Below are 23,995 nucleotides of genomic sequence, written 5' to 3'. Positions count from 1 at the left end.
TTATGAGTGAAATCAACATACCCAAGCGAGTGGTTGACCGAGTGTTCGATCGAATTGAAAAGCAGCCGGATGGCGGCTGTTGGACATGGCCAGGCGCTCTCGCCAGCGGGTACGGGCGCGTCGGTTGGCGCGAGGCTGGAGTCCCCGACTGGGCCGCGGTTCATCGCGTCGTCTGGCAGGAGACTCGAGGGCCAGTGCCGGAAGGGGCCGATTTGGATCACCTGTGCCACGACCCAAGCACCTGCCGAGTGCCCAAGGACTGCCAGCACCGCAAGTGCTGCAACCCTGACCACCTTGAGCCAGTAAGTCGAAAAGAGAACCTCGCTCGCGGCGGGACAATCCCCGCCGCGAACTCGATAATCACCGAGTGCCCGAGCGGACACTCATACTCCGGAACCAACGTGTTCAACGACAGGCAAGGTCGCAGGTACTGCCGCGAATGCGTGCGAGCAAGGAATCGCGAGTATTACCACAAGAACAAAGAACGCCGAAGCGCTTACAACAAGGAATGGCGCGCAAAGAACATCGGCACGAAGCCTGCTATTTTACGCCGAGATCCTCACGCATCGCGGCGATGATCATCTTGGTTCGGCCTTCCGGTGAGATTGGCTTGCCGTCGTTTGTGGCCCACGAATACTTGTTCTTGTAGTCGCCGGGACCAATCTTGTAGGACTCCACGACGCGAACCAACCCCTCATCGGCCTTCTCGTAAGCGTCACGGTAAGAGTCGTAGTACTTCTCAGCACCAGCTTGAAGCTCGACTTCGTTCTTCTCCGTGACAACTACGATTCGGCACCGGCAATAATCATGGAACTTCTCGCCGATGGCGCGAGAGCCTCGCGTCTTGATGCCTCCGCCGCGCCCCTTGACGCCCTTGCCGCGGCCCTTGCCGAGCGGAACCCCGCGACCGGTAACAGTGCCAGCCGATGCTTCCGAGGTGTACCCGGCAAACCGAGAAGCGAGAACCCCGCAAAACGCGCAGCAGCCTGGCCGCGGCACCCGCTGGGATCGCATATCGCCCTGCAACTCGGCGTTGCCAATCATCGTGTCCGCGGCGGATTCGGTCAGGATCTTCGTCAGCCCACCAGCCAGCATCGAATAGACGAGGGCGGCGCCTCCCTGCTCGAAGATGGAAGGCTGCGTGCCCCAGCGCGCCAGCGAATGCCAACGCCCCGTATCGACGCCCTCCAGCACCTCGGCGGCGATCGGCTTCCGGATCTCGTTCATGGCTTGCAGCTCGGTAAAGAACTCGGCAGATACCAGCGACGAAGCGCCAACGTACTGATCCCCCAACAAGGGCAACAAGTCCATAAGCGCCTCCCGCTGCACCTTCGGCGACTCGCTCGACACCGAGGCCATTACGCGATCCAACTCCAAAAGAGCCGAATCGCTCAACCGCTCCAGCAGCGTCGAATAGCCGAGTGTCGCACTAAGCGGGATCACTGGCCGGCGCATTCTGTGAACCGGCCGCAATCGCAGTCTCGGCGCGAGGTGAGGCAGTCTCGGAAGACGTCACGATTCGATCCATGAAGGAAGAAATTGAAGCCTTCCGCATGTCCGACCGAAGCCGAATAATCTGCTCACGAGAGAAGCCGGCGTATTCCAGACCAACCTCGGATTCAGCCAAGCCGGGCACGTGCGGCGCCAACTGCCCGAAAGCAACCGCCTTATCCGTCGGGGACACAGTGCCCACAGGAGTGAAGACCGCGCTTAGCTTGTTGATGCCTTCCGGCTTGCCCCCGTCGCGCCATTCAACGGCCATAGCGAGTGCCTCAACGGCGCCGTCACCCCATGACTTGTTTGCGTTGTTAGCGTCATTCAGAAGGTCTTCCTTCGCGGCATAGATTGCCTGCGCAGAGGATGGGTTGTCCTGAATGATGCCAAGAGATGACATGGGCACGCGCTGATCGCCAGCGAACAGGCTCGCATACATCCGAAGGTGCGCAATGTGAGCATCTGGCGTCGCGCCTTCAAAGCGCTTCACGTCAGGAACTTCCTGCGTCTTGGGATCTTCGGTCAAGCCGAACACGCGGCCCATTACAGCCTTGAAGCGGTTGTTGCCGGCGAAACTCTTAGCGTCAGCGCCGATGAGCCAATACTGTGGCCCCGCGTAGCCTTCGCCCTGGACCTCGGAGCGTACAACAGTGCGCAAGGCCGAGTCCGTGAGGAACATGGCCGGACGAGTCACCCGCGAGTGCCCGAAGGGACGCTTGAGGGTCGGCTTGTGAGGCAGTGCAGCAACCGAGACGCGCCCTAGTGGGTTATCGAAACGCTCGACGCTTAGGCGTCCACCAGGGGACACCTGAATGCGCACAATCTTCTCGTGAAGATACATGGCCATATCAATCGGTCGGCCGTCCTTGACCTCGATAATGGCAAGGTAGGCGCCGATCTCCATGCGCTCCGAGTCCCAAATCGCCGCGGACATATCAGCGAGGTGCGGACGGATCCGCAACTCGCCGGACATCTCATCAACACGAAGGAAAGAGCATGAGTGGATCGCCGACGAAAGCGTGGCGCCCGGGAAGAACTTGAGCAGCTTGGAATCCGAAATCAGCTCGTCAATTCCGAACGGATCATCCTCGCCGTCAAGCGATACGAAGCCCTCCAGCACCGAGCGATCGGTCAGGGCGCGGACACCAGTCTCAACCCAACCCATGACTGGATCGATCTTCTGCAAGATCTCCGGCGGAATAGCGATGCCAAGATCCTTGAAGGCATTCTTTCCATCAAAGTAGACCTGCCGCATCACGTTGCGTGGAACCTTAGCCTCATGAACTTCCAAAAGCTTCTGGAGAACAAGCGCCTCTTCTTGGGTCAGCCCGTTCGGAGAGATCAACAAACAGATACACCTCCTGTAGCTTCTGCATCAGCCGCAATCTTGCGGGCAAACTTCACGGCACCGAAGTGCGCACATGTCACGGACATAATCTGAGTAAGGTCAACATCCAACTCGTCGCGAGTAAAGGCCCACGCGCCAGCCTTGCCGACAGCCTTCTTCGTGGCGCCGGCAACCGAGCTATTCAAGTGCTCCTGGTCAAAGTGCGACACCGAGCCCTCCTTCACCGCATCATGCAAGCCCATGCAGGCCTGAGTGAACTCGGCAGAACCCAAGATCCGGACCATGCACTTCTCTTCCTTGAGCAACGGCTCGAACGTCCGGGCCGGGCTGAACCCATCGATAACCACCGGCGTCCGCCGACGAGCCATCTTCTTGATCCAACTCACAAGCTCCGCCGAACCGGCATCGTTGAACGACTCCGTTTCAGCAACCTCAAGGTGGATCCCGTCATCGGAAAACATCGCCAATGACACCGACACCCACGTGCGCTCCGGATTCATGTCAATCCCGATAGCCGCAATCGGCCAATCGTTCGACGGGTTCTCGATGGCGCGCTCTTCCCACTTCCCCGTCGGGAACGCGGTCTTGCGGTTCGCCAGCTCATCCCACACGCCCAAGGCCTCACGCTTGAACGACTCAGGCGTGAGCTTGCGACGCATCCGAAGCATCGCCTTCTCCTTGGTGCGGTGAGGGTAGGAGGGGTTCGCCTTGCGCCACTGCTTCCGGTCATCCGGATCAGCCTTCTCATCTGCACTGAACTCGATATACAGGGCATCCGGGGCATCTCCAGCAAGAGCAGCACGGCGCGCTTCCTCGAATATCTCGGACGGATCAATCGGCTTCGGCGGCGTACCGATCATGACCGTCAGCGCATTGGCCGAAGCGTTCTGCGCTGGGACCATGTCATCAACAGCGCGCTCAGTGAGGATCTGAGCCTCATCGAAAACCGCAATATCCACCTTGGTGAAGCCGCGGCCGAAGCCACGCTCACGGGCGCCAAACACCACACGAGAGCCGTTCTTGAACTCGATCTTCTGCTCAGACCCGTTATCCGGCGTACGGTCAATATGCGGAACCATCCTGGGAGTCGCGGACATCGACTTCATGCCGCCAAAAGCCTCGTCCGCAGTGTCCTTCTTGTGCGCACTCCACGTGACCGTCAAGCCAGGGAAGATGATGCACAGCGCAAAAACGATCCAGCCAATCATGAACGTCTTGCCAACCTGGCGAGGGATGCTCATCGTCACGCCACCAACAGTGGTCGCGTAAAACCCCTCAGCATCCTTCGAAAGAATCAACTGAGCGGCGCCGCGCTGCCAAGGATCGAAAGCAATCCCAAGTAGGGCCAAGGTGTCACGCACAGCCGGCCACCCAGTGTGATCGATGCCCTCAGGAAGAATCACATGCCGAGCCAAATCATGAAGAGTGTCAGACTGCCCGGGGGTTGAACTTCTCGTCACCAGTATCAGCCGCCTTGCCCAAGTCATCCTTCTCACTAGACGGAGACAGGTTCTCGATCTCCCTGGAGATGTCCCGCAGCTCCACCGACAACGACTTCAAATCTCGGGCAAGAATGTTCTCGCTTTGGATATGCGCCGAAATAATCAAGCGCAACGCAATAAGCTCATCCAACCGAGTGCCAGACTCGATGGCCTCAGACAGCGACTTGGGCGGCGAAGGCACATCCGCATCAGTAGCAATGCGCACAGGTGGGAGTTGCTTCTGGCCAGCCATGAGAAACACCGCCTTGCTGTGGAAAACTTCGGCCCATCTGTGGAAAACGGTCCATGAGTGAAAATGGCACTAGGCCAGAAGGGAAGCTCGGGGGTGGGGTGGGGGCATGGCGCCCCGGGTCACGCTTTGGTTCTAGTCAGCGCCATTGCCGACTGGTCTTCAAGGGCTTCATTCGCTCGACTCGGTAGTTGCCGATGTCTTTGTTGCCGCGTTTTTGGTTGCATATTCGGTGGCTAAGTCGGATGTTCTTGCGGTCGATGTGTGATCCGCCTTTGCTGACGGGGATTATTTCGTCTGCTTCGGGTGATAGTGGGTCGAGTATGCATCCGGTGCATCGGGGATTATTGCAGGCCTTGGCGTGTTGGCCTGGTGTGAACTTGATGCTCTTGTCCACTTCGTTGCCGCATAGCCAGCAGTTGGTTTCTTCGCGGATGACGCGGGCCCTGATCTTGTCCCGGGTGTGGCCTTGGACCCGGCGGGGGTTGATCTTTGGCATGGCCCCCTCCATAGCATGTGCAGGGTCGTCAGTGGTAGGGCCGGCGTGTGCGCGCCAGCACCGGCCCCACCGTTGCAGGGCTCCAGTCCGCCTGCGTGACCCCAGTATCGGGTGGTGTTGGGGTGCCTCGCCTGACTCGCATCTGGTGTTGGCTCAGGGGCACCCCAAGTGTTGCCCGGCGTGTGGAAGGCAGCGCCGGGAAGTGTTGGCCCGCACGTTAGGTGATTGGACAGTCATGTACCAGTCGGCTTGCGTGCGGGCTCGTGGGATGATCGGTCGCGAACCGTCGAGGACATACCTGTCATCCCTGATCCGTTACGTGGATCAGTCGGCGGACTGCGCGCTCGGGCGAGTCTCCGCGTTTCGGCAGGTGTGCGTCACGGAAAAGGATGACTGCCTCGCGGATACCCACAGCATCCGGTCTTGGGCGTGCACACCTTGGTTGGTTTGTTCCGGCGTGAGCACCGGGCCTGACCTTGACCGAAGTGTTAACGAGCGAAAGGCGCTCACCTTGGGGAGTGAGCGCCTTCCGTCCGGGCATGAAAAAAGCCGGGCCCTTGTGGACTCCGGCTTGGAAACTTCGACACGTATCCGAAGTTGTCTCAAGATTAACACCTATGCGGCCAGTGACGCAACCAGCCATTCCATCTTGTCGGCGCCCCATTCAGCGCCACATCCTCGGCAGCTCGCGGTCCACGATCCGATGGGCCTCAGCTCCCGCCCGCCTCCTGGTTTGTAGCAGTCCACGGCAACACATGTCTCGCGCTGGTCGCCGTAGACCTTCTGGCCGCAACTCGGGCACTCCACATTATCCAAGCGCCTCACCTTGGCCGGTCGAACCATCGCGTCTATCTCTTGGCACCACTCCATGAAGATCCGCTCGAACCATGCCGCAAACTCGGCCGGGTGGTCGTCCTCGGCGATCTTTTGCAGTAGCCCTTCGAGTGTCCCGAAGAACCGCTCATCATACCGGCGATAGTGATCCTCGCCAGCCATGCGTCCGATGCTATCCAGCAGCTCCAGAGCGGTGCTGTTGAGTGGAAGTGGCTTGCCAGTTGAGCTCGACGTGCGGTCAAGGTCACCGCTGCCTGTCACCGCCTCTCGCAGCTCATCCAGCAGGCTAGGCACTTCGCCGGCGCGTCCGTCCGGCATGAAGCTGAGGTGGGCACGGGTCAAGCGGTGTGCGTACTGGGCAATTGTCAAAGCTTGTCCTTTCGTGGTGGCATGTAGCCGCGCAGGATCTCGGGCTGAGGGTGTCCATTGCCCCCGGGCTGGCAGTATGACTCGTGGCGTCGCGGGAGTGAGCAGTCTTCGAGGTGACCGCCAAACTCTTCGTTTGCTGGCCGCGTCCAATGGCTGAGCGACCAGCACTTTCCGCACGTCCCAAGGTCTTCATTCGGGCCTTGTGGTCCTCGGTGCGGCGCGTCCGGGCATTCGGCCGGGTCGATCCGACTGAACATGCTCAAAACTTCCTCCTGTGGTCGTTGTTGAATCCGGTTCGATACACGCCGCTGTCGTCGTCATCGATGGATTGGCGGTTGTGGTCGCCGTGCATGTGCATGGGTTCGTGGCGTCCGTCGAGTTCGGCGCTGGCGAAGTTGTTGCCCTCGGGCACGGGTTCGCCGCCTCGTGCCTCGGCATCCGCTTCGAGCCAGCTACACACCGCGTTATAGAGCCGCCTCATTGGCTGGCCTTTCGTTTTTGTTTGGTGGCGTGCCATCCGGAGCACCAAGGGCAGTGGTAGACGTTGCGGGCTTTTTGCGTGTGTTTGGGTGCGCGCTTGTTGGCCCGGTTCTTTTCGATGCGTGCGGTTTCTTCGTCGGGGTGTCGGACTTTGCCACTGACGCAGGTCGTTCGGTCTGTCACCGCGGCCTCCGGTCTGGCTCGGTTCGTTCGCGTCCGTCGAGTGAGTGGTGAGTGATGAGCCACGCGTCTCCGTTTGGCCGTTCAATGAGCTCGGGTGCTGGACCGCAGACGCACTCGGGCGCTTCGACGTGCGGCACTTCATCGTTCATGGGAATGACGTGTGCCTCGGCGGTCTCCGGGTCGTACATGGATAGCCATTCCTTGCGCTCGTCCCAGCTCTCGCGCATCTGCCCGTCCCCCGGCGGTTCACTTTTGGCCTGCCCGAAGATGGTACGGATGATCCAGCTGCGGATGTGTTTCATCGGTTGCCTGTTCTTTCGCGGTATTCGGCTTTGGCTTGTCGGTTGGATTCTCGGCAGGGCTGGCAGGTTGGTTCGCCTTTGCGTCGGTGGTCGCGACATCCGGCAAGGGTTCCGCATTCGACTACCTTGGGTGTGAACACTTTCCCTTGGGCGGCGAGTCGTGCGGCTCGTGCGGCGGCGTTGGCAGCGTTGTAGGCCTCGCGACAAGGCGTGCACACTTCTTCCCCGCGGCGCTTGTGCTGCCCCCGACCTTTCGCGGTGCCGTGCTCGATGGGGTCGGTACGTTTGGCGCGAGGTGCTGGCTGCTTGCCCTTGCGTTCGGCATACCGTTCCCGGTTCCGCTCGTTCCAGGCTTCACGGCACGGGTCGCAGGTTTCGGTGCCGTAGTACTGGTGGGCACTAAAGCCTTCCGTCGTGCCGCACACCGCCTGCTTGCGCGGGGTGCGCACCTTCGGCTTCTTCGGCGCCTTGATGGGGGCGACGACAACCGACCCCTCCTGGTCTTTCCGATGCCACTCCTTACACCAGAAGCAGGCTGGCTCGTTCTTGGACTTGTGCTGGCCGTACCCTAAGCGGGTTCCGCAGTTCATTTTGATTTCCTTTCGGCACGAAAAAGGGACCACGCGGCTTGCGTGGCCCCTCTCGGGTTTTGGCTATGCGGCTACTCGGTCCAGCAGGTTATGGGTAAACAGTTCATTGCGCTTTGCCATTGCGGCGGCCTTGGCCTCGTCAAGAGTGGCGAAGCATCCGACGTGAATCTGCTTGCCGTGATGCCCTACGGCAACGCGCCATTTGTTTGAGTTCTTGATCGGGTACACCCCGCGGGCTCCAGACTTGCTTCTGAGCTGCGGTCCGGACAAGTTCTCCAGGTTCTGCTTGCTTGTGACAACCCTGAGGTGCGCAGGGTTTGCGCATCCCGGATTGTGGCACATGTGGTCCAACTGCATCCCTTCGGGGATTGGTCCATTTGCCATCTCGTAGGTAAATCGGTGAGCGTACCCTTGGCGACCGTCAAGGGCTGTCATCCCATAGCCTCCGACTGGGTGCTTGTAGCCGGTCCAGTTCCAGCACGTATCGGTCTTTTCTATCTGCGCCCAGAAGTTTTCACTTGAGCTTCGGTGCTTCGTCGGGTCTCCGAGTGGATCGCCCGTGCGCCCCCAGCGCTCGTAGTGCATCCTGCACCAGCCGCGAACAATTCTGTCGGTGCGGCCACAGTCGGGGATGGAGCAAATCTTGATAGGCTTCATGAAGCCCTCCAATCGTAGTAGCGATTCTTGGGTCAGGCCCCGGCGAGTGTTTCCAGCACTTTCCGGGGCCGTTCTATGTCTCCCAGTATACCAAACTTCCGCGTGATTACGGGGATTTTGAGCGGTCGCACAGTCGTAGTTGCTCATCGTTTTCTCCTTGCCCACGGTGGGGTGCTGGTTGGGTAGTGGTTTTGTTTGCTCATGCGTGATCGGTTCAGCGCCTTGATGTTGTCTTCCTTGATGGCGTCGGCGGCCCACTTGGCAACTCGCTCGTACATGTCCGCGGACTCTTCAAGTGACCAGCCGGTAGTGCGGGATAGTTCCTGGACTTCTGCCGAATACTTCGGGTACAAATCGGAACGCTCAACCCACGTCGCCAGGCTTGGGAGTGTCATTGCCCGTGCGATCCGATCCAAATTTGCCTGCATCGCGGACAGCCACTCGGTACGCCCAGCACGCCGACCACCAACACGCATCCCGGTTAGGAAGTTCGTTGTGTCGGGCAGGATCTCAACAGAAACGGTGCCCTCTTCCGGGAGTGCCCAGATGTGCTGGCTGGTGCTGCTCCACTCTTCGGGGGTGCACTGGTCAAGGCCCAGAAGTATCCGCGGCGGCATCCCGTACCATTCGTATTCGAGCGCGAGACGGTCATAGATCGGGGTGTCGCTCATTGGGTTGCCTTTCGTTTGCACATGTCAGCTTCTGCCTCTCGCCGGGTGAATCTTGGCGGGGCGTCGGGATAGTCGGCGTGATACTGGACTGTCAGGTCTGGCCGGAAGAGGTTGATTGCTCGGGCCCAGTTGCTTGCGTGGACGTACCCGCAGACGCTGCATGGCGGTTTCAGCATGGCGGCTCCTGCATGGCTCGGGCTACGGGGTTTTCGGGTGGGATGGTGAAGCAGGCGGCGAGGGCTTGGCGTGTGGCCTGCTCATGCGCGTAGGTGATGGCCTCGGCGTGGGTGGGGAAGCGAGTGGACCCGTCCGCCTTTGCGAGGACTTCGCCGCGGTCATTCATGACGGCCCAGCAGGATTCGTCGGGCTCAAAGTTTCCGCCCCAAAGAAGTCCCATGTTGACGACACCGAAGCGACCGGGCGATCCCTTGGCCCAATTCCGAGAACCAATGTGCGGCTCGCTCACTTCGCCCCCTCGCTAACGACGAGCACGACGACCTCGCCGCGGGTCAGATCGTGGCTGCCAGCGAGTGACAGCGTGACCTCGGTGCGATCCAGGAATGTTTGGTAACTGGCCTTCTCGATGCGGGCTCTGATTTCCTTGCTCAAGGTGTCCTCTTCTCAATTTGGGCGGTGTACTTTTGGCCCAGTCGGGCGAAGTGCATGGCCCGTTCGGCGGCATGGTTGAGCTCCTTCTGGAGCCGGTCGCCGCGTGTGGATGACTTGTTGCGGGCTTTCAGATCGACCTGGAGCATGCCGTGGTCGAAGCGTGGTTGCGCGGCGTCGTGGTTCGATAGGTCGCGTTGGGTTGTGATGACTTTGTTTGCCCACCAGCGAGCTTTGCTCTGGGCCTTGTCTCGCAACCGCTCGATCTCTTCCAGCGACCGGCCGGCACGCTTGGGCTGCGGCGTCGCGGTTTCAGCCGGGCAGCACTTGTGGGGGTGGTCGGCTTCGGTCCAGCCGGCAGCGATGGCCGACTCAGCCTCGGCCTTGCGTTCGGCTTCGATGCGGCGGATGGTCTCGCCGAAACTGTTGAGATTCACTTGGCGGTTCCGAGTCCGAGGCGTGCGCGGATTTCATTCACGACGGGGATTGTTGCTGAGGTGTCATCAATTCCAACCACGTACGCGATCAGGTTGGCGGTGCGCTGTTCGTAGGCAAGCGCGAGGGTGGCGAGGGCTTCGATGCTGTTGCGCGGGTCGGTGTAGTCGGTCAGTGCGTCGGCGTAGGGGTTGCCGGGAAGGTTGCTCATTTGGTTTTCTCCTTGGGAATAGCAGCGCCCCACAGAATCGTCTCTGCGGGGCGTAAATGGTTGGGGTGGGCGGAAGTGCCACTTGGGGGCTGCGCGGCCGCTGATGGCGAGTGCTGAGGTCAATCAGCGGGCGTCTTGCCTGCGCCCATGATCACCAGCAGGTTGTCCAACGTTAGGGTCACATACGTCTCGCCCATCTGCGCCGGACCTTTCCCGACGCGCTTATGGATCACCAGCCCGATCTGCGCGTCATCGTTCATGCGCTCCGTTTCGGCTTCGGTGATCCAGCCAGCCAGGTTCAACTTGGCGACGTTCTTGAGTTCCGCAACGACGCGCATGCCTTGGTGACGCCAGCCGCTCAAGTCGCCGCGGTCCTTCGCGCCAGACTTGGCCCGCCGCTCTATCCGGTCATCGAGGCGCGCTTGCAGGTACGTCACGACATGCGACTCGAATTGGGAACCGGCCGCCTTGGCTGAGGCTCTACTTCTGGTCACTTGATATCCCTTCTATGAACGCTTGGATCTTGTCCATGGCGATTAGGTATCCGTCCGCAGCGTCGGCGTTGAACCACTTCGGCGCCTTGGTATGGGCGATCTCGGTCAGTCGGTCTAGGTGCGCTTCGGTGAGGCCGGCGAGGGCGTCTAGCTGGCCGCTCACGAGTAGTCCTGGATGCTGGCGTAGTGTCCACTGAATTGCATGGACGTTGATCCGGTGGGTCCGTTGCGGTTTTTGCCGACGAGCATGTCGATTTCGCCTTTCTTGTCGGTGTCGATTTCTCGGTGCAGGAGGATCACGGCGTCGGCGTCCTGCTCCACAGCGCCACTCTCGCGTAGGTCGCTGATCTTGGGCCGCTGGTCATCCCGTGCGGTGGATCCTCGGTTGAGCTGGGACAGTGCGATCACCGGGACGCCGAGCTCCATGGCCATGACCTTGAGTTGCCGGGACATGTCCGCGACGAACTCGTGCCGGGCCCGCTTGTCTCCGGGCTGCTGGCTCATGAGTTGCAGGTAGTCCACGACGACGCCGGCCAGTGGTTTGCGGCGGTGGACGTTGCGCACGAATCGCTTGATGTCCGCGATGCTCGCCCCGGTGTTGTCGTTGACGGCGAGTGGCATGTTCCCGCGGTCTTGCATCCATGGGCCGATCTTGTTCCAGTCGCCGGGGGTGAGTTCGTTGCGCATGAGTCGGCGCATGTCGATCTTGAGGTCCGCGGCCATGAGTCGCACGTTCACGTCGTGCACGCTCATTTCCAGTGACATGAACGCGACGGATCCGTGTTCGGCGAGTCCGCGGGCGAGTTGCAGCCCGACGACGCTCTTGCCCACGGATGGTCGGGCGCCGATGACGTAGAGCGCGCCGGGCTTGAGTCCGTCGATGATCTGGTTCAGGGATGGCCAGGGGGTCGGCGTGAACGCGATGGGCGACTCAAGGTAGTTCACGGTCGCTTCCATGGTGTCGGCGACGAACTGGACGGGCTGGGACTTGGTGCTGGATTGCGCGCCGTCAATTTCCTTGCGGGATGCTTCCATGATCTCGTCAGCGTCACCGCCGCCGTCGATCATCTGCTTGACGCGTTCGGCAGCAACACCGAGACGGCGCATGGTCGCCGCGTCCGTGACGATCCCCGCATAGAGTTGCGCGTTCGATGCGGTTGGCGTGACCTCCATGGCTTTGTGCAGGATCAGCGGGTCGATGCGTTCGCCAGACTTCATCACGGAGTCCATGACGGTGAGCTGGTCGATTGCCTTGCCCGCGTTCTTCATGTCCTGCACGGTTCGGTGAATGAACTCGTAGGCGGGTTGCCGGTAGTCGGTCGGTGCGAAGTCCAGCTCTTCGAGGATCCGGCCGGACGTGAGCAGTAGTGAGCCGAGTACGGATAGTTCGGCGGTGTCGAGGTCGATCATTTAGTGGATTCCTTTGCGATCCCATGGGGACGGTGAATTGGTCTGCGACTTTTCGGCCTTGAGTAGCCAGTTGCGAAAGGCTGCGTCCCAGTCTCGGTATCGGGCATCTTTGGCTGTTGCCCAGTTGGTGAATCGTTCGGCCTGGAAGGTGAGGTTGATTCCCTCGGTCCTTGCGAATCCTTTGTGTGTGTCGTTCGGTGCCCAGTCGGCAGGTAGTGGCCGCTCGGGCTTTCGACGGCCCCCCCCTGCACCCCCCTCCGTAGGAGGGGTAGTAGTAGGAGTAGGTGTAGTAGTAGCACCTGGGGTAACCTCATCTGCGTTTATGGCATAACCCATGCCATACCCAATGCCTTGAAGCACGCCTTGACCGTCACTGTTGCCCATGGCTTTCATGTCTTCGGGTGGCTCCCGAAGGATGCTTTGAACACGGGGCTCTTCCCAGCACTTCATGTCTGGATCCGATGCATGGATGCGGCTTAGCTCGTGCACGAAGTAGCGTCGAATCTCGGGGGATGAAATGTCGGCATAGGCGTTTGCCATTGCGATGGGCAGGCGGTAGCGGGTGAGTAGCCCGTCGTGGCGGATGAAGGATCGGATGAATACTTCTTCGGTCTCTTCGTCCACATAGACGTATGCGCCAGCCTGTAGTTCCTTAGCTGCGGTTCGCACGTCATGGGCGGTGATTCCGCGGGTGATCTTGGCGATGCGCCCCGGCCGCCAGTCCGCGACGCCTGCATAGTTCAGCGTGGGGTGGATCAGGAGCAGCTTGTAGAGGTGCTGTGCGGCCATGCTGAGGTCCCGGTATTCGGTGTTCGCCAGCATGTCTACACGGATGTTTGCGCGGTCCCTAGCCATCTACTTCACCGAGCGCTTGATGAGTGAGCGGACAGCTGCCTCGGTGACGCCGTATTCGTCGGCGATTTCCTGGTTGGTGAGTCCGTGCTCTTTGGCGATTCGGGCGTAGTAGCCGCGGTGGAGGCGGTGCGTTTGGTATGCGGCGTTTTCGATGCGCAGGAATATGCGGGCGGCCTCGCGCCGGGAACTTGCGGGGGTGGGGGTGCTGTCGGCTAGCATGACTAGCAGCCCTCCTTTCTGGCGTAATCAGAAGGACGGTTAGAAGCCCTGAACAGCGTCAACTGTTTGGGGCTTCGTTGTCCTTCTATTGTATCGAACTTTTGTGCGACTCGGGCCTGATTTGGGCCATTTCCCGGCATGGGTTTTCCTGCTCTCACTTGGAATATCTCCGCTCACGCCGAACGGTCTCCGCATCCATTTCGACGCGCAATTGTTGCCGGTGTCGTTCCCGGATGAGTCCGCGTTCACTTTCGGCTTGTACTCGTGCACGGGTGATGATTAGTTCGGCTTGGTGTTCGGCGTGTTTGATGATGTCGTTGGCGCGTTCTTGCGCCCGTGCGAGGATCCCGCTGGGGGACGCTAGAACGGTCATGGGGTGCTCCTGGGGGTTGGGTGCCGCGCTGGGTGGGTCAGCGCGGCACCGGGTGGGGGTTAGGGTGTGCGGTAGGGGTTGTCTTGGGCATATTCCCAAGGCTCGTAATTGCTCATGTTGTGGGCGCGCTCGAACTCGTCGCACCCCTCTTGCCATACGTCGGCCTTGATCTGGGCAATGGCGCGGTCAAACTCGGCGAAGCTCTGCTCGTCGCTGGGCCGCTCGACGCCTATCATCTGGGCCTCGAAGTCAATGCGATCCACGTATGCGTTGCGCAGGCGGTCAATGCTCGGCGTGTAGTCGCTCACGTCGCCAGCTCCGATCCCAGCGCCAGGTACCCGCATCCGTCTACCCATGAGTCCGCATGGTCGGGCGTGACGGCGAGGCGTGACAGCTTGAGGTGGGTCAAGGCCAGTGCCACGTCGGTTGCGGTGAACTTGGCGTTGAGTTTGTGCCCGAACTGCGCGTTCCACAGCTGGGCGATTCGGGTGAAGTTCTCCGCGGGGTCACCATAGGTTGCGGCCCGGTCGCCGTTTATCAGTTCCTCGGCGGTCGTGAGGGTGGTTGAGCGGGTGCGGGTTTCGGTGCCCGTGGTCAGTTCGTGCACCAGTTCTTCCGGGTCGTACCAGCCTGAGCCTCCTGATGGCCAGCGAACATTCACGCTGCCATCGGTGGCCACTTCCTTGACGACGCCCACGACTAGGGCTAGCTGGGCGTCGTGCCAGTGGTACACAACCCGGTCACCCTTCTGAAACTTGCTCATCACTTCTCTCCTTTTGGTCCTGAACCTGCGATGTTGTTGATGTGCTCGGTGAGTTCTTCTTCGAGCTTCCGCCGGTCCTTGCCGCGGTCGCCGTCGGGTGCGTAGGTGGTGTCGTTGTCGAACTTGTACCGGCGCTGCATGACTCGCAAGGCTTCCTCGAAAGCATCGACACTCACCCGCTTGTTGATGCGGGCTGAGAGTGCGGCAATGGGGACTTCCTGGCCCAAGTTCTCGACCCATTGCCCGTACTCGCGGAAGTGGTCAGTGAGGGCCGTGCGGACGGCAATGCGGGCTTCGGTGCGGGTCATCGTTTCCTCCTGGTGTTCATGATGTTGGCTATGGCTTGTCGGGCGGTGGGGTCAGCGTGTGCGTCTCGGCCGCGTGCTTGCTGGTCTAGGGCGGCTTGTTCGATGTGGCACCAGCACTCGGACCAGCGGCACAAGTAGAACGGCACGGCACCTCGGCAGCCGGGGCAACACTTCACAGGGCGTCGGGTTCGTCGTGGTACAGCACGCCGCGGGTGGGTACGCCACGGGCACGGCGGGCAGCTTCAAAGGCCTCACGCTCGGCCTTGAGGCGTTCAAGGCTTGGGCGGGCACCATGACGGCTTGGACGCGGCACATGGTCAGTCGTGGCAGTAGCAAAAGCACGGGAAGACAAGGGGTGTTCCTTTCGGGACTGTGGCCGCGACTTGGGAGGGTCGCGGCCACAAAAAAGGCCGCATCGATTGACGCGGCTTGGGGTGAGGGGTGTTTAGTCGTTGCGGGTGAGCCAGGCGATGCCCATGAATATGATGACCGCGGCGGCTAGCAGGATCAGGTGCGCCATGAGGCTCATCAGAAGGCTGGGCCTTCGCCCGGGTTGCCCCAGCCGCCGGACGGGTTGCTGGCGGGAGTGTTCCAACCGCCGCCCTGCTGCTGGCCACCGAAGCCACCCTGCTGCTGCTGGCCGAAACCGCCGGACTGCTGCTGCTGGTTGTTGCCGCTCGGCTTAGTGAGCACCTGAACGCCCCACGCGGTCACGTCCATAGACACGCCCTTAGTGCCATCCTTAGCGTCGTACTCGCGAGACATGAACTCGCCCACGATCTTGACTCGCACGCCCTTGTCCAGCTTCTCCGCCAGCATCTGCCCAAGGTCGCCCCAGACTGAGACGCGGAACCACTGAGTTGCCAGCGTCTCCCAGTTGCCATCTGGCAGCTTCTTGGACTTGGAGTCCGCAACACTGAACGACAGGACCGCATTGCCGTTCTGAGTGAATTTTAGTTCTGGGTGGTTGCCGATGTTGCCGGTGATGATTGCGTCCTGCATTAGATTTGCTCCTTCTTCTGGGTGCTAACCCATTCGGTGATGTGCGCGGGTGCGCCTTGTTCAGTGATGTGCGCGAGGTAGTCAGCGAGCACACCGGGATCGGTGATGCCCTCCACGGTGTCGCGTACCTGCTGCGGGATCTCGGTGGACGGGGCAGCGGGCGCGGCTTCCTTGATGGGCTCCACCTTGAACTGCTTGCGCTTGCCTCGGGTCGCGGTGAGTGCCACGGTCAGCGGCTTCTCAAGGTGGCTCATGGCGCCGATCTCGATGCCACCAACCTTGTCCCGGCCGAACGTGATTTCGGGGTTCCGGTAGAGCGTCAAGCGATTCCCCGCGTAGGCCGATGCATCCTTACCCCATGCCGCGACCATGATCCGTCGCATGGACTTGCTGGGTCGGTAAGCGCGCCCAGGGAACTCCACGAGGTGAACGTCCACCGGCTGCTCGGGCGTGCCCTTGGATACCTCGCGGATGGTCACTGTCACGGGGCCGGCCATGAGGTCGTCCGCGTTCAGCTGGTCAGACTTGGGGGCGATCGATTCGGTCATGTCTAGGCTCATTATCAGAACTCCATTTCGTCGTCTAGGAAGTGGTCTAGCCGCTCGGTTGGCGGCATGTCGGCGGTGGCGGTGAGGTAGCGGCTGATGATGTCCTCGGCGGTGGCTTCGAATGCGTAGAGCGCCTCGGTGATCGCGGCGAACCAGCGCTCGTCGGGATGGACGCGCTTCACGTAGAGCGGCATCCCTGAGCAGAAGGAAACGTAGTCGCACCACTTGCGACCGGATACCAGCATTCCTGCCTGCATCTGCGCCATGTTTCCGATGGGCGCGGCGTCTTCTAGTACGGTCTGCAACTGGATCCGCTGATTCCTGGACTTGATTTCGATTAGCCCATCCGAACCGACCAGCCCATCGGGTGAGTAGCCGAGACGATGCCCGTTGATCGTACGGACCATGAAGCCAACCTCAGCGGCCAGCGCGTGGTGCTTGCTGTAGTAGTCACGGGCGAACGGCTCATCAAGGGTGCCGCGCTCCATGGATCGGGACGGCTGGATGGGCTCAACGTGGCCCGTGATGCGTTCGGCGATCAGCGTGTTGGCGAGTGACCGCGCCGTGTCATTGGCGGCGGCCTTGATGGTCTTCGGCGTGATCATCTGGCCGACGACTGAGGCGGTCAAGATCCCGCACCTTGCTGCCAGCCATTCCGGGCTGCCCTGCTCCAGCTCTTCGTAAATCTTGAGTGTCATCGCTTGTTCCTTCTCTGTCGTGCCAGATCGCCGGCCCATGCGGGTTTGATGTCGCGGGCCATGATGACGGGCTTGTCGCTCTTGGCCCATGCATCGTTGGGGCGGTCGGGCTTCGGCAGCAGGCTCGCGAGTGTGCCGGGGTAGCGTGCGGGGGTCATGGTGTGTCCTTTCGTGTGCCGCGCCCTACTCGGGGCGCGTACTGGTCAAGTTGTTGGGCGAGACGGTCGGTGCGGGCGGCTTCACGGCGGGCAGGATCCCACGCGGACTCCATCAGGTCACACGGGTTGCTCATGACGCATCCAGGCTGTCGGCGCGGTTACGCAACCAGTCCATGTATGGGCCTTGCGACTCCCACGCTTCCTCGATGTGACCCCATGGGAGCGGCCCGCGCTTGGACAGCTCGGCAAACTCTCCGACGCCGATGAATGATTCGAAGTCGCTCACAGCTTCCCGTAGTGCTTCCACCTTGGCCTCCCGGATCACCGGGGCCAGCATCGCGGCGGTGACGCTGGCAAGATGTTCTCGCAACTGGTCTCCGGTCTCGCGGGAGGAGTCAACCGCCACGACTGTTCCGCATTTGCAGCGGCCCCAGTAGACGATGTGATGCTCGGCCAGCACTTCCGCGATCCGCGCTTCAAGGGTGGTCATGAGAGGTCGCCTTCCATGATTAGTCCGTCTTCGATGAGGTCGGCGATGTCATTGCCAGACCATCCCGCAAGCTTGCGGACGGCGTGGGATAGGCGTTCGATGCGCGCTTCAAGTTCAGTGATCGTCACGGCGCTGGCTCCTGCTAGTAGGTTGACGGATGGGAAGTCTTCGGGGGTAAGATCGGCCCAAATGCCAACGTCACCGGTGCGCCTTGCGCTCATGGTGTCTCCGTTTCGGGGGTGTGGTTCTTGCATGGTGCTGGGTAGAAGTCGTCGGCTTCATGGCCGCGCTGTTGCCCTACGAATGCCCCGCAGCGGTAGCATCGGAAAGGCAGGTCGTCCGCGCTCATGCCCCACCGTCCAGTGCGTGGGTCACGTCGGCTACTGCGCGTTTCCACCCGCATTTGATCGGGTCGTCCTCGGTGTGCCTGTCGCAGGCCTTGGGGTGAGCTTCGAGGGCTTCCCGTACCGCCGCCACTTTCGCTTCGGCGGCTTCGGCGCGTTCCTCTGCCTTGATCGCTCGGAAGCGCTGTTCTGATTGGCGGGATTCCAGCCAGTCGATTTCGCTCTTGCCCGCGTGGTCGCAGGCCCCGTCGAGCGGGAACGTGCGGTCGTGAGTCTCGCACTGCTTGAAGTCGTAGGGCTGCTCGTGCGAGGTCTTGCAGGGATAGACGGTGGTCCAGGGGTTCCCGGCTTCCGCGAGGTCGAGCAGGGCCAGCACGCTGTCCAACTCGAATGCGCCGTTCACGTAGCCGCCGCACCGTCGCCTTTCGGCATATTCCCGTAGTGCGGGCAGGTCAAGCGGTGGGGTGGTCATCGGGTGAACCTTTCGTTTGCGTCCTTGCGTATTCGCTTCACTTCTTCTTGGGTGAGGTAGTTTCCCTCGCGTTCGCACCCGTTTCCAGGGCAGTAGGCCATGCCGTTGAAGTTGTCCGCACGGAGCCAAGCGCCACACTCGGGGCAGTGCGCGTACGGGCGGCTCATTCGGTGCCCCAGTGGATGACGCGGGCGGGGAGGTAGCGCTTGGCCACGTAATCAAGCCCTAGCGAGTCTGTCTCTGGATAGTGGACGTAGCCACATTGCACGATGCCGATGTCGCCGGCAGTGTCGATGAATGCCGATCCGTCCGGCAGTGCGCCAAGTTGGGCCAGTGTCGTGATGGTTTCGGCTCTGTCAGCAGCAGCAAGAGCGGCGATCGCGTCGCCGTAGTATTCCTCTGGAAGTGCTGGATTCTCCTTGTGCGCGTCCTCCCAGCGCTCAACACGACCTTCTCGCTCGTATAGCGCCTTCGCTGCGGCTTCGATGCGTGGGTCACTCATGGTTCCTCCTGGTGATTCGGATGGTGGGGATTGCCCGGAAGTAATATGCGAGGGATAGGGCAGCGATGGGGAGTAGCCACAGGTCGATGCCGGTGAACGTGTGCGAGAGTAGCGCGTCGATCATGGGGTGACCTCGTACAGGTCGCACACAACCCGGTCGGCAGACGCGTAACGCCAGCTCACGGTGCAGGTAAGCGTTACCGCCTTGCCCTCCAAGTTCACGGCCCGCTCGTTATCCAAGGCCACAGAGACTGGCAGGGTGTCCAGCTCCACGATTGGCGAGCCAGTCAGCGAGCCGCTTGCATCCACGAGAACGTTTGAAACCTTCGTTACCTCGCCGCTCACCCGGTAGAGCTGGTAATACTTCGACTGGAAAGGGATGCACATAAGGATGAGCACAATGGCAACGCAAGCCGCGCTGCCCGTGATGAACCATCCGGCCATGCGCCATCCGTCACCCTCAAACTCTTTGAGGTAGCCGGATGCTTTAGCGCGGATTCGGTAGCCCTTGACCAGCAGAGGGATTCCGGCCAGAGCCAAGACGGCCACGACGATGAGCGGCACAAAGAGCACGGGCCGAATGCCGATTGAAACAAGTTCCTGCATGTGTTTTCTCCAATAGGAAAGGCCCGCAAGATGCGAGCCATAGGGTGGGGTGAATGGGGGTGGGTGGGTTAGGGGGTCCTGTCCTCGTGCTCGATTACCTGGGCCCAGACGCGGAGTACTCCACCGCGGCGGGACTTGGTGCGGGATAGCTGGAATCCCATCGGCTTGATGCGGCCCGCCTTGTGAGCCGCACCAAACAGTGACCCCCACCAGTTCGGGTGAGCCGGCGCGGGCAGCTTGTCGCGCAGATCATCGGCGCTGAACAAGTGCCGGGTGTTGATGAGGATGTCCAGCTCATCGTTCGCGAGGTCGAACCAGTCGGCGCGGTCATCGAGGGTGAGTGCGGCGGGAGTGGTCATAGTGTCCATCCTTCGAGTGGTAGCGGGTCGGGCATGGGGTCAATGCGGAGAGTGGCTTCGAGAGCCACGAAAGCGACCGTGACCGAAGCGGCGATGGTGAGGACTAGGGCGCTCACCTGCGCACCGCCGTCTGGTCGCCACTCACGGGCAGAGTCACAGCGAAACCGTCAGTGTCGTGGAAGTCGTTCAACTCCTGCGCGGAATAATGCGTGAAGTCAGACGCAGGCCAAGTGGGGTAAGTTTCGGTGCCGGGGGTGTGGGCTTGGGTGCTCATGGCTGCAACCTGACGAACTTTCCAGCAATACCCGCGCATTCGAGTGCTTCGGCGTCGGCGGCTCCGTATGCGATAAGTACGCTCGGTGCGCCACTGTTTGCCTTGGCTGCCACTCCCTCCGCATCGAGGAACGTCACTCGGCCAGCAAGGAAAAGGATTGCTGAAGCATTAGGCCAGATGTGGTTATGCCAAGTGCGCGTCTCGGTGCGAGCGAACACAAGCGCAGTGCCCCGACCGTGCGCAGCCATCTTCGCCATGAACGGGTCGGCCTGTTTGCCGTATGGCGGGTTCAGCCAGACGCGGCCCTCCCATGGGTCGCGCAGGCCATCGTCGCCGTTCTCCAGTAGATAGGTGCGCGTCGCCAGCTCTTGGCCGGGAGCGCCGCACGGGTCAAGGTCGAACGGGCCAAGCGGGGCGATCAGGCTAGGCGGGGTCAGCCAGCGGGTCTCGCGCTGAGCGCCGCCCATGTTCTGGTTCTCGCCGCCCAACCAGCCGTTGGACTTCTTCTCAATCAATTCGGTGGTCATAGTGTCCATCCTTTGAGGGGCAGGGGGTCGGGTTTCGTTTCAGTGCGGAGAGTGACCTCAAGGAAGCCGAACGCGAGGACCATGGATGCGACGATGGCCAGCACGAGGGCGATCATGCTGCGCGCCTCGTCTGGTCGCCACTCACGGGGAGGGTCACATCGAAACCGTCCGTGTCGTGAAAGTCGTTCAACTCAGCCGCGCTGTAATGGGAGAAGTCAGTCGCCGGCCACGTTGGGTAGAGCTCAGTGCCGGGGGTGTGGATGGGGGTGCTCATGCTGGGGTGCTCTCTTTCTGGTTGGTGAGTCCAAGGTCGGTGCGGTGGACTGTGTTCAGGTCGGCATCGTGGGGATGCGGGGTGTTGTGGTTGGGTTAGGCGCCGGGCTTGTCGATCCCCCATCTGGGGAAAGACCGGTTCTTTATTGGGCTAAACCTGGAAACGAACCCGTTTTTTGCGCAAACGCTCTTGATTCCACTGACACTGCGCCCGGTTGCTTCGGCTTTTTCTGCGTAGGTCAGCGACGGGCTGGCCAGTATTTCCAGATCCGCGGACGTGTACTGCTTCCCGCGGTTTTCGGCGCGTAGCAAGGACTCGGACTGCTTCGTGTGCGCGATTCCCTTGGCGGCCTCCCATGCTTTCGCCTTGGCGATATCGGGGAGCTTCGAGTAGTAGTCCGTTCGCCACTCCGTCAGGCAGTACGCGCACTTCCCCCGCCAGGACTTGCCGCTTAGGAGATATGCCGCTGCGTCGCGGAGAGTGCCGCATCCTGTGCACGACTTTGCAACTAGGGGCCGTCCGGATATGGCGTAGGGGCTGTACTTAAACCCCCCTTGCCCATCTGAATCTTGGAGGCCCAACCTTCGCCGCCTATGCTTCACTGAGTTCAAGCTTCTCCCGAGTTCTTCGGCTATTTGGCGTGCGGGGAGCTTGCCGTTTAGTTGAGCTAGGGCAGCGTCGTCAGCGTCACTCCATGCACCATCGTGCGGTCGGCCATCCTTCGACGCGGTCCGCTTCACCTTTCTGTAGTGGGCGCTGCAATAACCTTTTGCTTCATGCTTCTTGTGGCAGCCCGTGACCGAGCATGACTTCATGCTGCAACCAGGCTCAAGCGGCGGGCGGCGCCGTGGTTGCATTCCTCGGTGCCCATGACGTGAGCAACTGCCTCTTCGCCCGTGGGGTCGCCGTGCACGATGGTGCGGAACAGCTCTAGCACCTCCTGCTCGGTCGGCTCGTGAATGAATGCTGCGTGGCGACGGCTGATGGTCTTGGCGAGCTTTTTGACCGCGCTACGGGGGAGATCGTTGTTTGGGTCGTACTCGCGGACTCGGTTTTCCCAAGTGGCAAGGCTGATTTTTGGCATGACAAATAATCCTTACTCCGAGGGACGAACCCAGGGGTGAGAGAAGATACTGCGGTGGGGTGGTGGGCAGACTTGGCCCGGGGTGCCGGCTACTTCACGGCGGGTGGTGCGGGTTAGGCGATTGATTTGAGTGCTGCGCGGAGGCGGGTCTTGTTGGTCTTGCGCTGGGGGGTGTTCGTTCCGGCTTCGATTGCGGAAACCTGGGCTTCACTGAATCGGTAGATCCGGGATCCGAGCTTCGTGCATTCCCATTCGCCGGAGTGGATCTTGCTGTACACGGTTGCGGGGGAGATCTGGAACTTGTCCGCGAGCTGTGGGGGAGTCAGGTACTTCACCGCTAGGCCGCTTTCGACTTCTGCGACCCGAGCCCTGCGTTGATCATGAGGTCCGGGAGTGTGGTTCCGAGCCAGATGCAGGCGGTTGCGGCTTCGTCCCATGAGAAGGCGCGTTCTCCGCGCATCTTGAAGCTTGCTGATCGTTGGGTGATGTGGAGTACCTTGCCAAGTTCGCTGCCGGTTTTCAGCTGGCGGCCCATCTCGGCTCGAATCTCACGTGCTATTACGTCTGCTGTTGTTCTAGTCTGCATGTACTTAACCTAGTTGGAAATGACTAGGGATACAAATCCACTTCCCAAAAAGGCACAAAACGTTCTAAGATGTTCCCATGACTACTAACGCAGGGGCAGGGCCATTCGCAGCAGCCATATCCGCCCAAATGCGCGCTGAGCTGGGGAAACAGCGCATTAGTGCCAACCAACTGTCAAAGCTCGTGCCAATTTCACAACCGACACTAAGCAAGCGACTCCGAGACGATGGGGCGTTCTCGATGGATGAAGTAGAGGTGATTTGCGCAGCCTTGGGGCTCGACGTATTCGAGTTCGTAGCAGCAGCGCACGCCAACTACCACCCCGAGCTTGCGACTCAAGAGAAGTTCGGCCTCGCCGCATCCGTGCGCAACAACCACCAGGAAGAAGCTGAGCAGCAATTGCCATAAGGGGGAGCATGGAGCGGCTCATGAGTATCGCCGCCGAACTTGGGGTTCGCGTGATGCACGGAGCGCTTCCGGCCGAGAATGGAATCTACTACCGAGACCTCGGGCTAGTGGTCCTGCATGTGGGCCTATCCGAGACGCTGGAGTTGTGCACGCTGGCGCACGAGCTGGGCCACGCCCATCATGGGCACACGGATACCAGCGAGGCGTCGGAATTTGCGGCCAACCGTTTCGCCGCAAGACTTCTCATCGATGACCGTGAGTACGCGGCCGCCGAAGGCATGTCAGACAGTCCACTTTTTATTGCACAGGAGCTGGGCGTCACGCTGGCATTAGTGCGGGCGTACCTGCCATCTGGGGCCAGCGTGCGGGCTTAGCTGCTAGCCGGATGCTGTTCCCAGTGGGAACAGGCTGGTTTTTTCCATTGGAATCAAGCGGCTCTATTCAAAACGAACGGATGGACTAATGGGGCAATGTTTCGCCCAACTTCCGCGTAAACAAAGGGATGCAGGCGAGTTCTGGCCGCCCAACCTAATCGGGTTCGAATCCCGCTAGCCCGACCGAATCAGGCCCGGAAACATGCAGATGTTTCCGGGCCTGTTCCCATTCTCTGGCCTTGTGTTCCCAAGGTCGATTAAACTAGGGCACATGGCTAGTCTCATACCCCGCAAAAACGCGAAGGGGATCATCACCTCCTATCAGGTGAAGTGGCGCGTGCATGGCAAGCAGGACAATGAATCTTTCGAAACACTGCCCGAGGCCGAGATGTTCAAAAAGGTGCTCGAAGCGTGCGACCATGACGCACTCAAGGCAGAGCGCCAGATTCTTGCCGCGT

At 60.8% G+C, this 23,995-nt stretch carries 41 protein-coding genes; 4 read left to right on the top strand and 37 right to left on the bottom strand.

Translation table 11 applies throughout. The annotated features are described in order from the left end of the window. Nucleotides 1–2: 2 nt before the first annotated feature. Complete coding sequence (locus tag BLJ79_RS23985; RefSeq protein ID WP_083411543.1) at nt 3–578, top strand: HNH endonuclease signature motif containing protein; 576 nt, start codon at nt 3–5, stop codon at nt 576–578. On the opposite strand, the gene BLJ79_RS21565 is transcribed toward BLJ79_RS23985, so the two are convergent. The 37 genes from BLJ79_RS21565 to BLJ79_RS21410 all read right to left on the bottom strand — a co-directional run bounded on the left by BLJ79_RS21565 (nt 541) and on the right by BLJ79_RS21410 (nt 22,756). Next, on the bottom strand, nt 541–1,443 hold the full coding sequence (locus BLJ79_RS21565; RefSeq protein ID WP_071216872.1) for a VG15 protein: 903 nt from the start codon (nt 1,441–1,443) through the stop codon (nt 541–543). The two genes, BLJ79_RS23985 and BLJ79_RS21565, sit on opposite strands and share 38 nt — an antisense overlap. Continuing rightward, nucleotides 1,430–2,842 (bottom strand): phage portal protein, encoded by a 1,413-nt coding sequence (locus tag BLJ79_RS21560; protein ID WP_071216871.1) that lies wholly within the window; start codon nt 2,840–2,842, stop codon nt 1,430–1,432. The genes BLJ79_RS21565 and BLJ79_RS21560 overlap by 14 nt, the downstream gene beginning before the upstream one ends. Further along, complete coding sequence (locus BLJ79_RS21555) at nt 2,836–4,203, bottom strand: terminase large subunit domain-containing protein (protein ID WP_139195011.1); 1,368 nt, start codon at nt 4,201–4,203, stop codon at nt 2,836–2,838. The genes BLJ79_RS21560 and BLJ79_RS21555 overlap by 7 nt, the downstream gene beginning before the upstream one ends. Before the next feature lie 67 nt (nt 4,204–4,270). Next, the gene (locus tag BLJ79_RS21550; protein ID WP_071216869.1) at nt 4,271–4,576 is read right to left on the bottom strand and encodes a hypothetical protein; all 306 of its coding nucleotides are present in this window, start codon (nt 4,574–4,576) and stop codon (nt 4,271–4,273) included. A gap of 136 nt (nt 4,577–4,712) precedes the next feature. Then, a complete protein-coding gene (locus BLJ79_RS23155) occupies nt 4,713–5,072 on the bottom strand; it encodes an HNH endonuclease (protein WP_217641955.1) in 360 nt (119 codons plus the stop codon). A gap of 615 nt (nt 5,073–5,687) precedes the next feature. Then, nucleotides 5,688–6,275, bottom strand: coding sequence for a hypothetical protein (locus tag BLJ79_RS21545; protein ID WP_071216868.1), 588 nt, complete (start codon nt 6,273–6,275; stop codon nt 5,688–5,690). Nucleotides 6,276–6,534: 259 nt separating this feature from the next. Then, a complete protein-coding gene (locus BLJ79_RS21540) occupies nt 6,535–6,756 on the bottom strand; it encodes a hypothetical protein (protein ID WP_139195010.1) in 222 nt (73 codons plus the stop codon). Nucleotides 6,757–6,934: 178 nt separating this feature from the next. Beyond that, nucleotides 6,935–7,240, bottom strand: a complete 306-nt coding sequence (locus BLJ79_RS23600; RefSeq protein WP_217641954.1) for a hypothetical protein — start codon at nt 7,238–7,240, stop codon at nt 6,935–6,937. Continuing rightward, nucleotides 7,237–7,830 carry a hypothetical protein gene (locus BLJ79_RS23150; RefSeq protein WP_139195009.1) on the bottom strand — a complete coding sequence of 198 codons (594 nt, stop codon included), beginning with the start codon at nt 7,828–7,830 and terminating at the stop codon, nt 7,237–7,239. Before BLJ79_RS23150 ends, BLJ79_RS23600 begins: the two co-directional genes overlap by 4 nt. Before the next feature lie 63 nt (nt 7,831–7,893). Next, complete coding sequence (locus BLJ79_RS21530) at nt 7,894–8,487, bottom strand: HNH endonuclease signature motif containing protein (RefSeq protein ID WP_175475569.1); 594 nt, start codon at nt 8,485–8,487, stop codon at nt 7,894–7,896. Between the two features lie 143 nt (nt 8,488–8,630). Then, entirely contained in the window at nt 8,631–9,158 is a 528-nt protein-coding gene (locus BLJ79_RS21525) for a hypothetical protein (RefSeq protein WP_071216866.1), read from the bottom strand. 462 nt (nt 9,159–9,620) lie between these two features. Beyond that, the gene (locus tag BLJ79_RS23500) at nt 9,621–9,767 is read right to left on the bottom strand and encodes a hypothetical protein (protein WP_175475568.1); all 147 of its coding nucleotides are present in this window, start codon (nt 9,765–9,767) and stop codon (nt 9,621–9,623) included. Continuing rightward, nucleotides 9,764–10,201 (bottom strand): hypothetical protein, encoded by a 438-nt coding sequence (locus tag BLJ79_RS21515; RefSeq protein WP_071216864.1) that lies wholly within the window; start codon nt 10,199–10,201, stop codon nt 9,764–9,766. The genes BLJ79_RS23500 and BLJ79_RS21515 overlap by 4 nt, the downstream gene beginning before the upstream one ends. Continuing rightward, nucleotides 10,198–10,410: a hypothetical protein gene (locus BLJ79_RS21510; protein ID WP_071216863.1), complete on the bottom strand. Its 213-nt coding sequence runs from the start codon at nt 10,408–10,410 to the stop codon at nt 10,198–10,200. The genes BLJ79_RS21515 and BLJ79_RS21510 overlap by 4 nt, the downstream gene beginning before the upstream one ends. A 119-nt stretch (nt 10,411–10,529) precedes the next feature. Beyond that, nucleotides 10,530–10,847 carry a hypothetical protein gene (locus BLJ79_RS21505; protein ID WP_286135872.1) on the bottom strand — a complete coding sequence of 106 codons (318 nt, stop codon included), beginning with the start codon at nt 10,845–10,847 and terminating at the stop codon, nt 10,530–10,532. A gap of 43 nt (nt 10,848–10,890) precedes the next feature. Then, complete coding sequence (locus tag BLJ79_RS23495; protein ID WP_175475567.1) at nt 10,891–11,067, bottom strand: hypothetical protein; 177 nt, start codon at nt 11,065–11,067, stop codon at nt 10,891–10,893. Continuing rightward, nucleotides 11,064–12,314: a replicative DNA helicase gene (locus BLJ79_RS21500; protein ID WP_071216861.1), complete on the bottom strand. Its 1,251-nt coding sequence runs from the start codon at nt 12,312–12,314 to the stop codon at nt 11,064–11,066. Before BLJ79_RS21500 ends, BLJ79_RS23495 begins: the two co-directional genes overlap by 4 nt. Further along, entirely contained in the window at nt 12,315–13,136 is an 822-nt protein-coding gene (locus tag BLJ79_RS21495) for a hypothetical protein (RefSeq protein ID WP_139195008.1), read from the bottom strand. It lies immediately after the preceding gene. 33 nt (nt 13,137–13,169) lie between these two features. Then, nucleotides 13,170–13,388: a sigma factor-like helix-turn-helix DNA-binding protein gene (locus BLJ79_RS21490; RefSeq protein ID WP_071216859.1), complete on the bottom strand. Its 219-nt coding sequence runs from the start codon at nt 13,386–13,388 to the stop codon at nt 13,170–13,172. Between the two features lie 154 nt (nt 13,389–13,542). Beyond that, a complete protein-coding gene (locus BLJ79_RS23145; protein ID WP_139195007.1) occupies nt 13,543–13,761 on the bottom strand; it encodes a hypothetical protein in 219 nt (72 codons plus the stop codon). A 59-nt stretch (nt 13,762–13,820) separates the two neighbouring features. Beyond that, complete coding sequence (locus BLJ79_RS21485; RefSeq protein WP_071216858.1) at nt 13,821–14,069, bottom strand: hypothetical protein; 249 nt, start codon at nt 14,067–14,069, stop codon at nt 13,821–13,823. Further along, nucleotides 14,066–14,524 (bottom strand): DUF6378 domain-containing protein, encoded by a 459-nt coding sequence (locus BLJ79_RS23595; RefSeq protein ID WP_217641953.1) that lies wholly within the window; start codon nt 14,522–14,524, stop codon nt 14,066–14,068. The genes BLJ79_RS21485 and BLJ79_RS23595 overlap by 4 nt, the downstream gene beginning before the upstream one ends. Then, nucleotides 14,524–14,832, bottom strand: coding sequence for a hypothetical protein (locus BLJ79_RS21475; protein ID WP_071216857.1), 309 nt, complete (start codon nt 14,830–14,832; stop codon nt 14,524–14,526). The genes BLJ79_RS23595 and BLJ79_RS21475 overlap by 1 nt, the downstream gene beginning before the upstream one ends. Nucleotides 14,833–15,360: 528 nt before the next feature. Continuing rightward, a complete protein-coding gene (locus BLJ79_RS21470) occupies nt 15,361–15,834 on the bottom strand; it encodes a single-stranded DNA-binding protein (RefSeq protein WP_071216856.1) in 474 nt (157 codons plus the stop codon). Next, nucleotides 15,834–16,394: a hypothetical protein gene (locus BLJ79_RS21465; protein WP_139195006.1), complete on the bottom strand. Its 561-nt coding sequence runs from the start codon at nt 16,392–16,394 to the stop codon at nt 15,834–15,836. Before BLJ79_RS21465 ends, BLJ79_RS21470 begins: the two co-directional genes overlap by 1 nt. 2 nt (nt 16,395–16,396) lie before the next feature. Then, nucleotides 16,397–17,080 (bottom strand): lambda exonuclease family protein, encoded by a 684-nt coding sequence (locus BLJ79_RS21460; RefSeq protein WP_071216854.1) that lies wholly within the window; start codon nt 17,078–17,080, stop codon nt 16,397–16,399. After that, nucleotides 17,077–17,238, bottom strand: coding sequence for a hypothetical protein (locus BLJ79_RS23490; protein ID WP_175475566.1), 162 nt, complete (start codon nt 17,236–17,238; stop codon nt 17,077–17,079). Before BLJ79_RS23490 ends, BLJ79_RS21460 begins: the two co-directional genes overlap by 4 nt. A 130-nt stretch (nt 17,239–17,368) precedes the next feature. Then, on the bottom strand, nt 17,369–17,728 hold the full coding sequence (locus BLJ79_RS21455; RefSeq protein WP_071216853.1) for a flagellar biosynthesis anti-sigma factor FlgM: 360 nt from the start codon (nt 17,726–17,728) through the stop codon (nt 17,369–17,371). Further along, nucleotides 17,725–17,949, bottom strand: coding sequence for a hypothetical protein (locus BLJ79_RS23140; RefSeq protein ID WP_139195005.1), 225 nt, complete (start codon nt 17,947–17,949; stop codon nt 17,725–17,727). Before BLJ79_RS23140 ends, BLJ79_RS21455 begins: the two co-directional genes overlap by 4 nt. A 124-nt stretch (nt 17,950–18,073) precedes the next feature. After that, nucleotides 18,074–18,544 (bottom strand): hypothetical protein, encoded by a 471-nt coding sequence (locus BLJ79_RS21450; protein WP_071216852.1) that lies wholly within the window; start codon nt 18,542–18,544, stop codon nt 18,074–18,076. A 163-nt stretch (nt 18,545–18,707) separates the two neighbouring features. Next, the gene (locus tag BLJ79_RS21445) at nt 18,708–19,046 is read right to left on the bottom strand and encodes a hypothetical protein (protein ID WP_071216851.1); all 339 of its coding nucleotides are present in this window, start codon (nt 19,044–19,046) and stop codon (nt 18,708–18,710) included. 120 nt (nt 19,047–19,166) lie between these two features. After that, the gene (locus BLJ79_RS21440) at nt 19,167–19,652 is read right to left on the bottom strand and encodes a hypothetical protein (protein ID WP_071216850.1); all 486 of its coding nucleotides are present in this window, start codon (nt 19,650–19,652) and stop codon (nt 19,167–19,169) included. Between the two features lie 68 nt (nt 19,653–19,720). Beyond that, on the bottom strand, nt 19,721–20,011 hold the full coding sequence (locus BLJ79_RS21435; protein ID WP_071216849.1) for a hypothetical protein: 291 nt from the start codon (nt 20,009–20,011) through the stop codon (nt 19,721–19,723). A gap of 270 nt (nt 20,012–20,281) precedes the next feature. Next, on the bottom strand, nt 20,282–20,812 hold the full coding sequence (locus BLJ79_RS21430) for a DNA N-6-adenine-methyltransferase (RefSeq protein WP_071216848.1): 531 nt from the start codon (nt 20,810–20,812) through the stop codon (nt 20,282–20,284). 1,085 nt (nt 20,813–21,897) lie between these two features. After that, a complete protein-coding gene (locus BLJ79_RS21420) occupies nt 21,898–22,170 on the bottom strand; it encodes a hypothetical protein (RefSeq protein WP_071216846.1) in 273 nt (90 codons plus the stop codon). 113 nt (nt 22,171–22,283) lie between these two features. After that, nucleotides 22,284–22,505 carry a helix-turn-helix domain-containing protein gene (locus tag BLJ79_RS21415; RefSeq protein ID WP_071216845.1) on the bottom strand — a complete coding sequence of 74 codons (222 nt, stop codon included), beginning with the start codon at nt 22,503–22,505 and terminating at the stop codon, nt 22,284–22,286. A 2-nt stretch (nt 22,506–22,507) separates the two neighbouring features. Then, the gene (locus BLJ79_RS21410; protein ID WP_139195004.1) at nt 22,508–22,756 is read right to left on the bottom strand and encodes a hypothetical protein; all 249 of its coding nucleotides are present in this window, start codon (nt 22,754–22,756) and stop codon (nt 22,508–22,510) included. A gap of 77 nt (nt 22,757–22,833) precedes the next feature. On the opposite strand from BLJ79_RS21410, the gene BLJ79_RS23135 reads away from it, so the two are divergent. The 3 genes from BLJ79_RS23135 to BLJ79_RS21400 all read left to right on the top strand — a co-directional run. Continuing rightward, nucleotides 22,834–23,163: a helix-turn-helix domain-containing protein gene (locus BLJ79_RS23135; protein WP_139195003.1), complete on the top strand. Its 330-nt coding sequence runs from the start codon at nt 22,834–22,836 to the stop codon at nt 23,161–23,163. A gap of 20 nt (nt 23,164–23,183) precedes the next feature. Further along, nucleotides 23,184–23,537, top strand: a complete 354-nt coding sequence (locus BLJ79_RS21405; protein ID WP_175475565.1) for an ImmA/IrrE family metallo-endopeptidase — start codon at nt 23,184–23,186, stop codon at nt 23,535–23,537. 271 nt (nt 23,538–23,808) lie between these two features. Beyond that, nucleotides 23,809–23,995 (top strand): hypothetical protein (locus tag BLJ79_RS21400; RefSeq protein WP_139195002.1); only part of this gene is annotated, 187 nt, incomplete at its 3' end.

Source organism: Arthrobacter sp. UCD-GKA, from assembly GCF_001863355.1.
In the GTDB taxonomy this organism is placed as follows: Bacteria; Actinomycetota; Actinomycetes; order Actinomycetales; family Micrococcaceae; genus Paeniglutamicibacter.
Note: the sequence above shows the minus strand (reverse complement) of the source record. Positions and strands in the feature narration are given on the sequence as shown.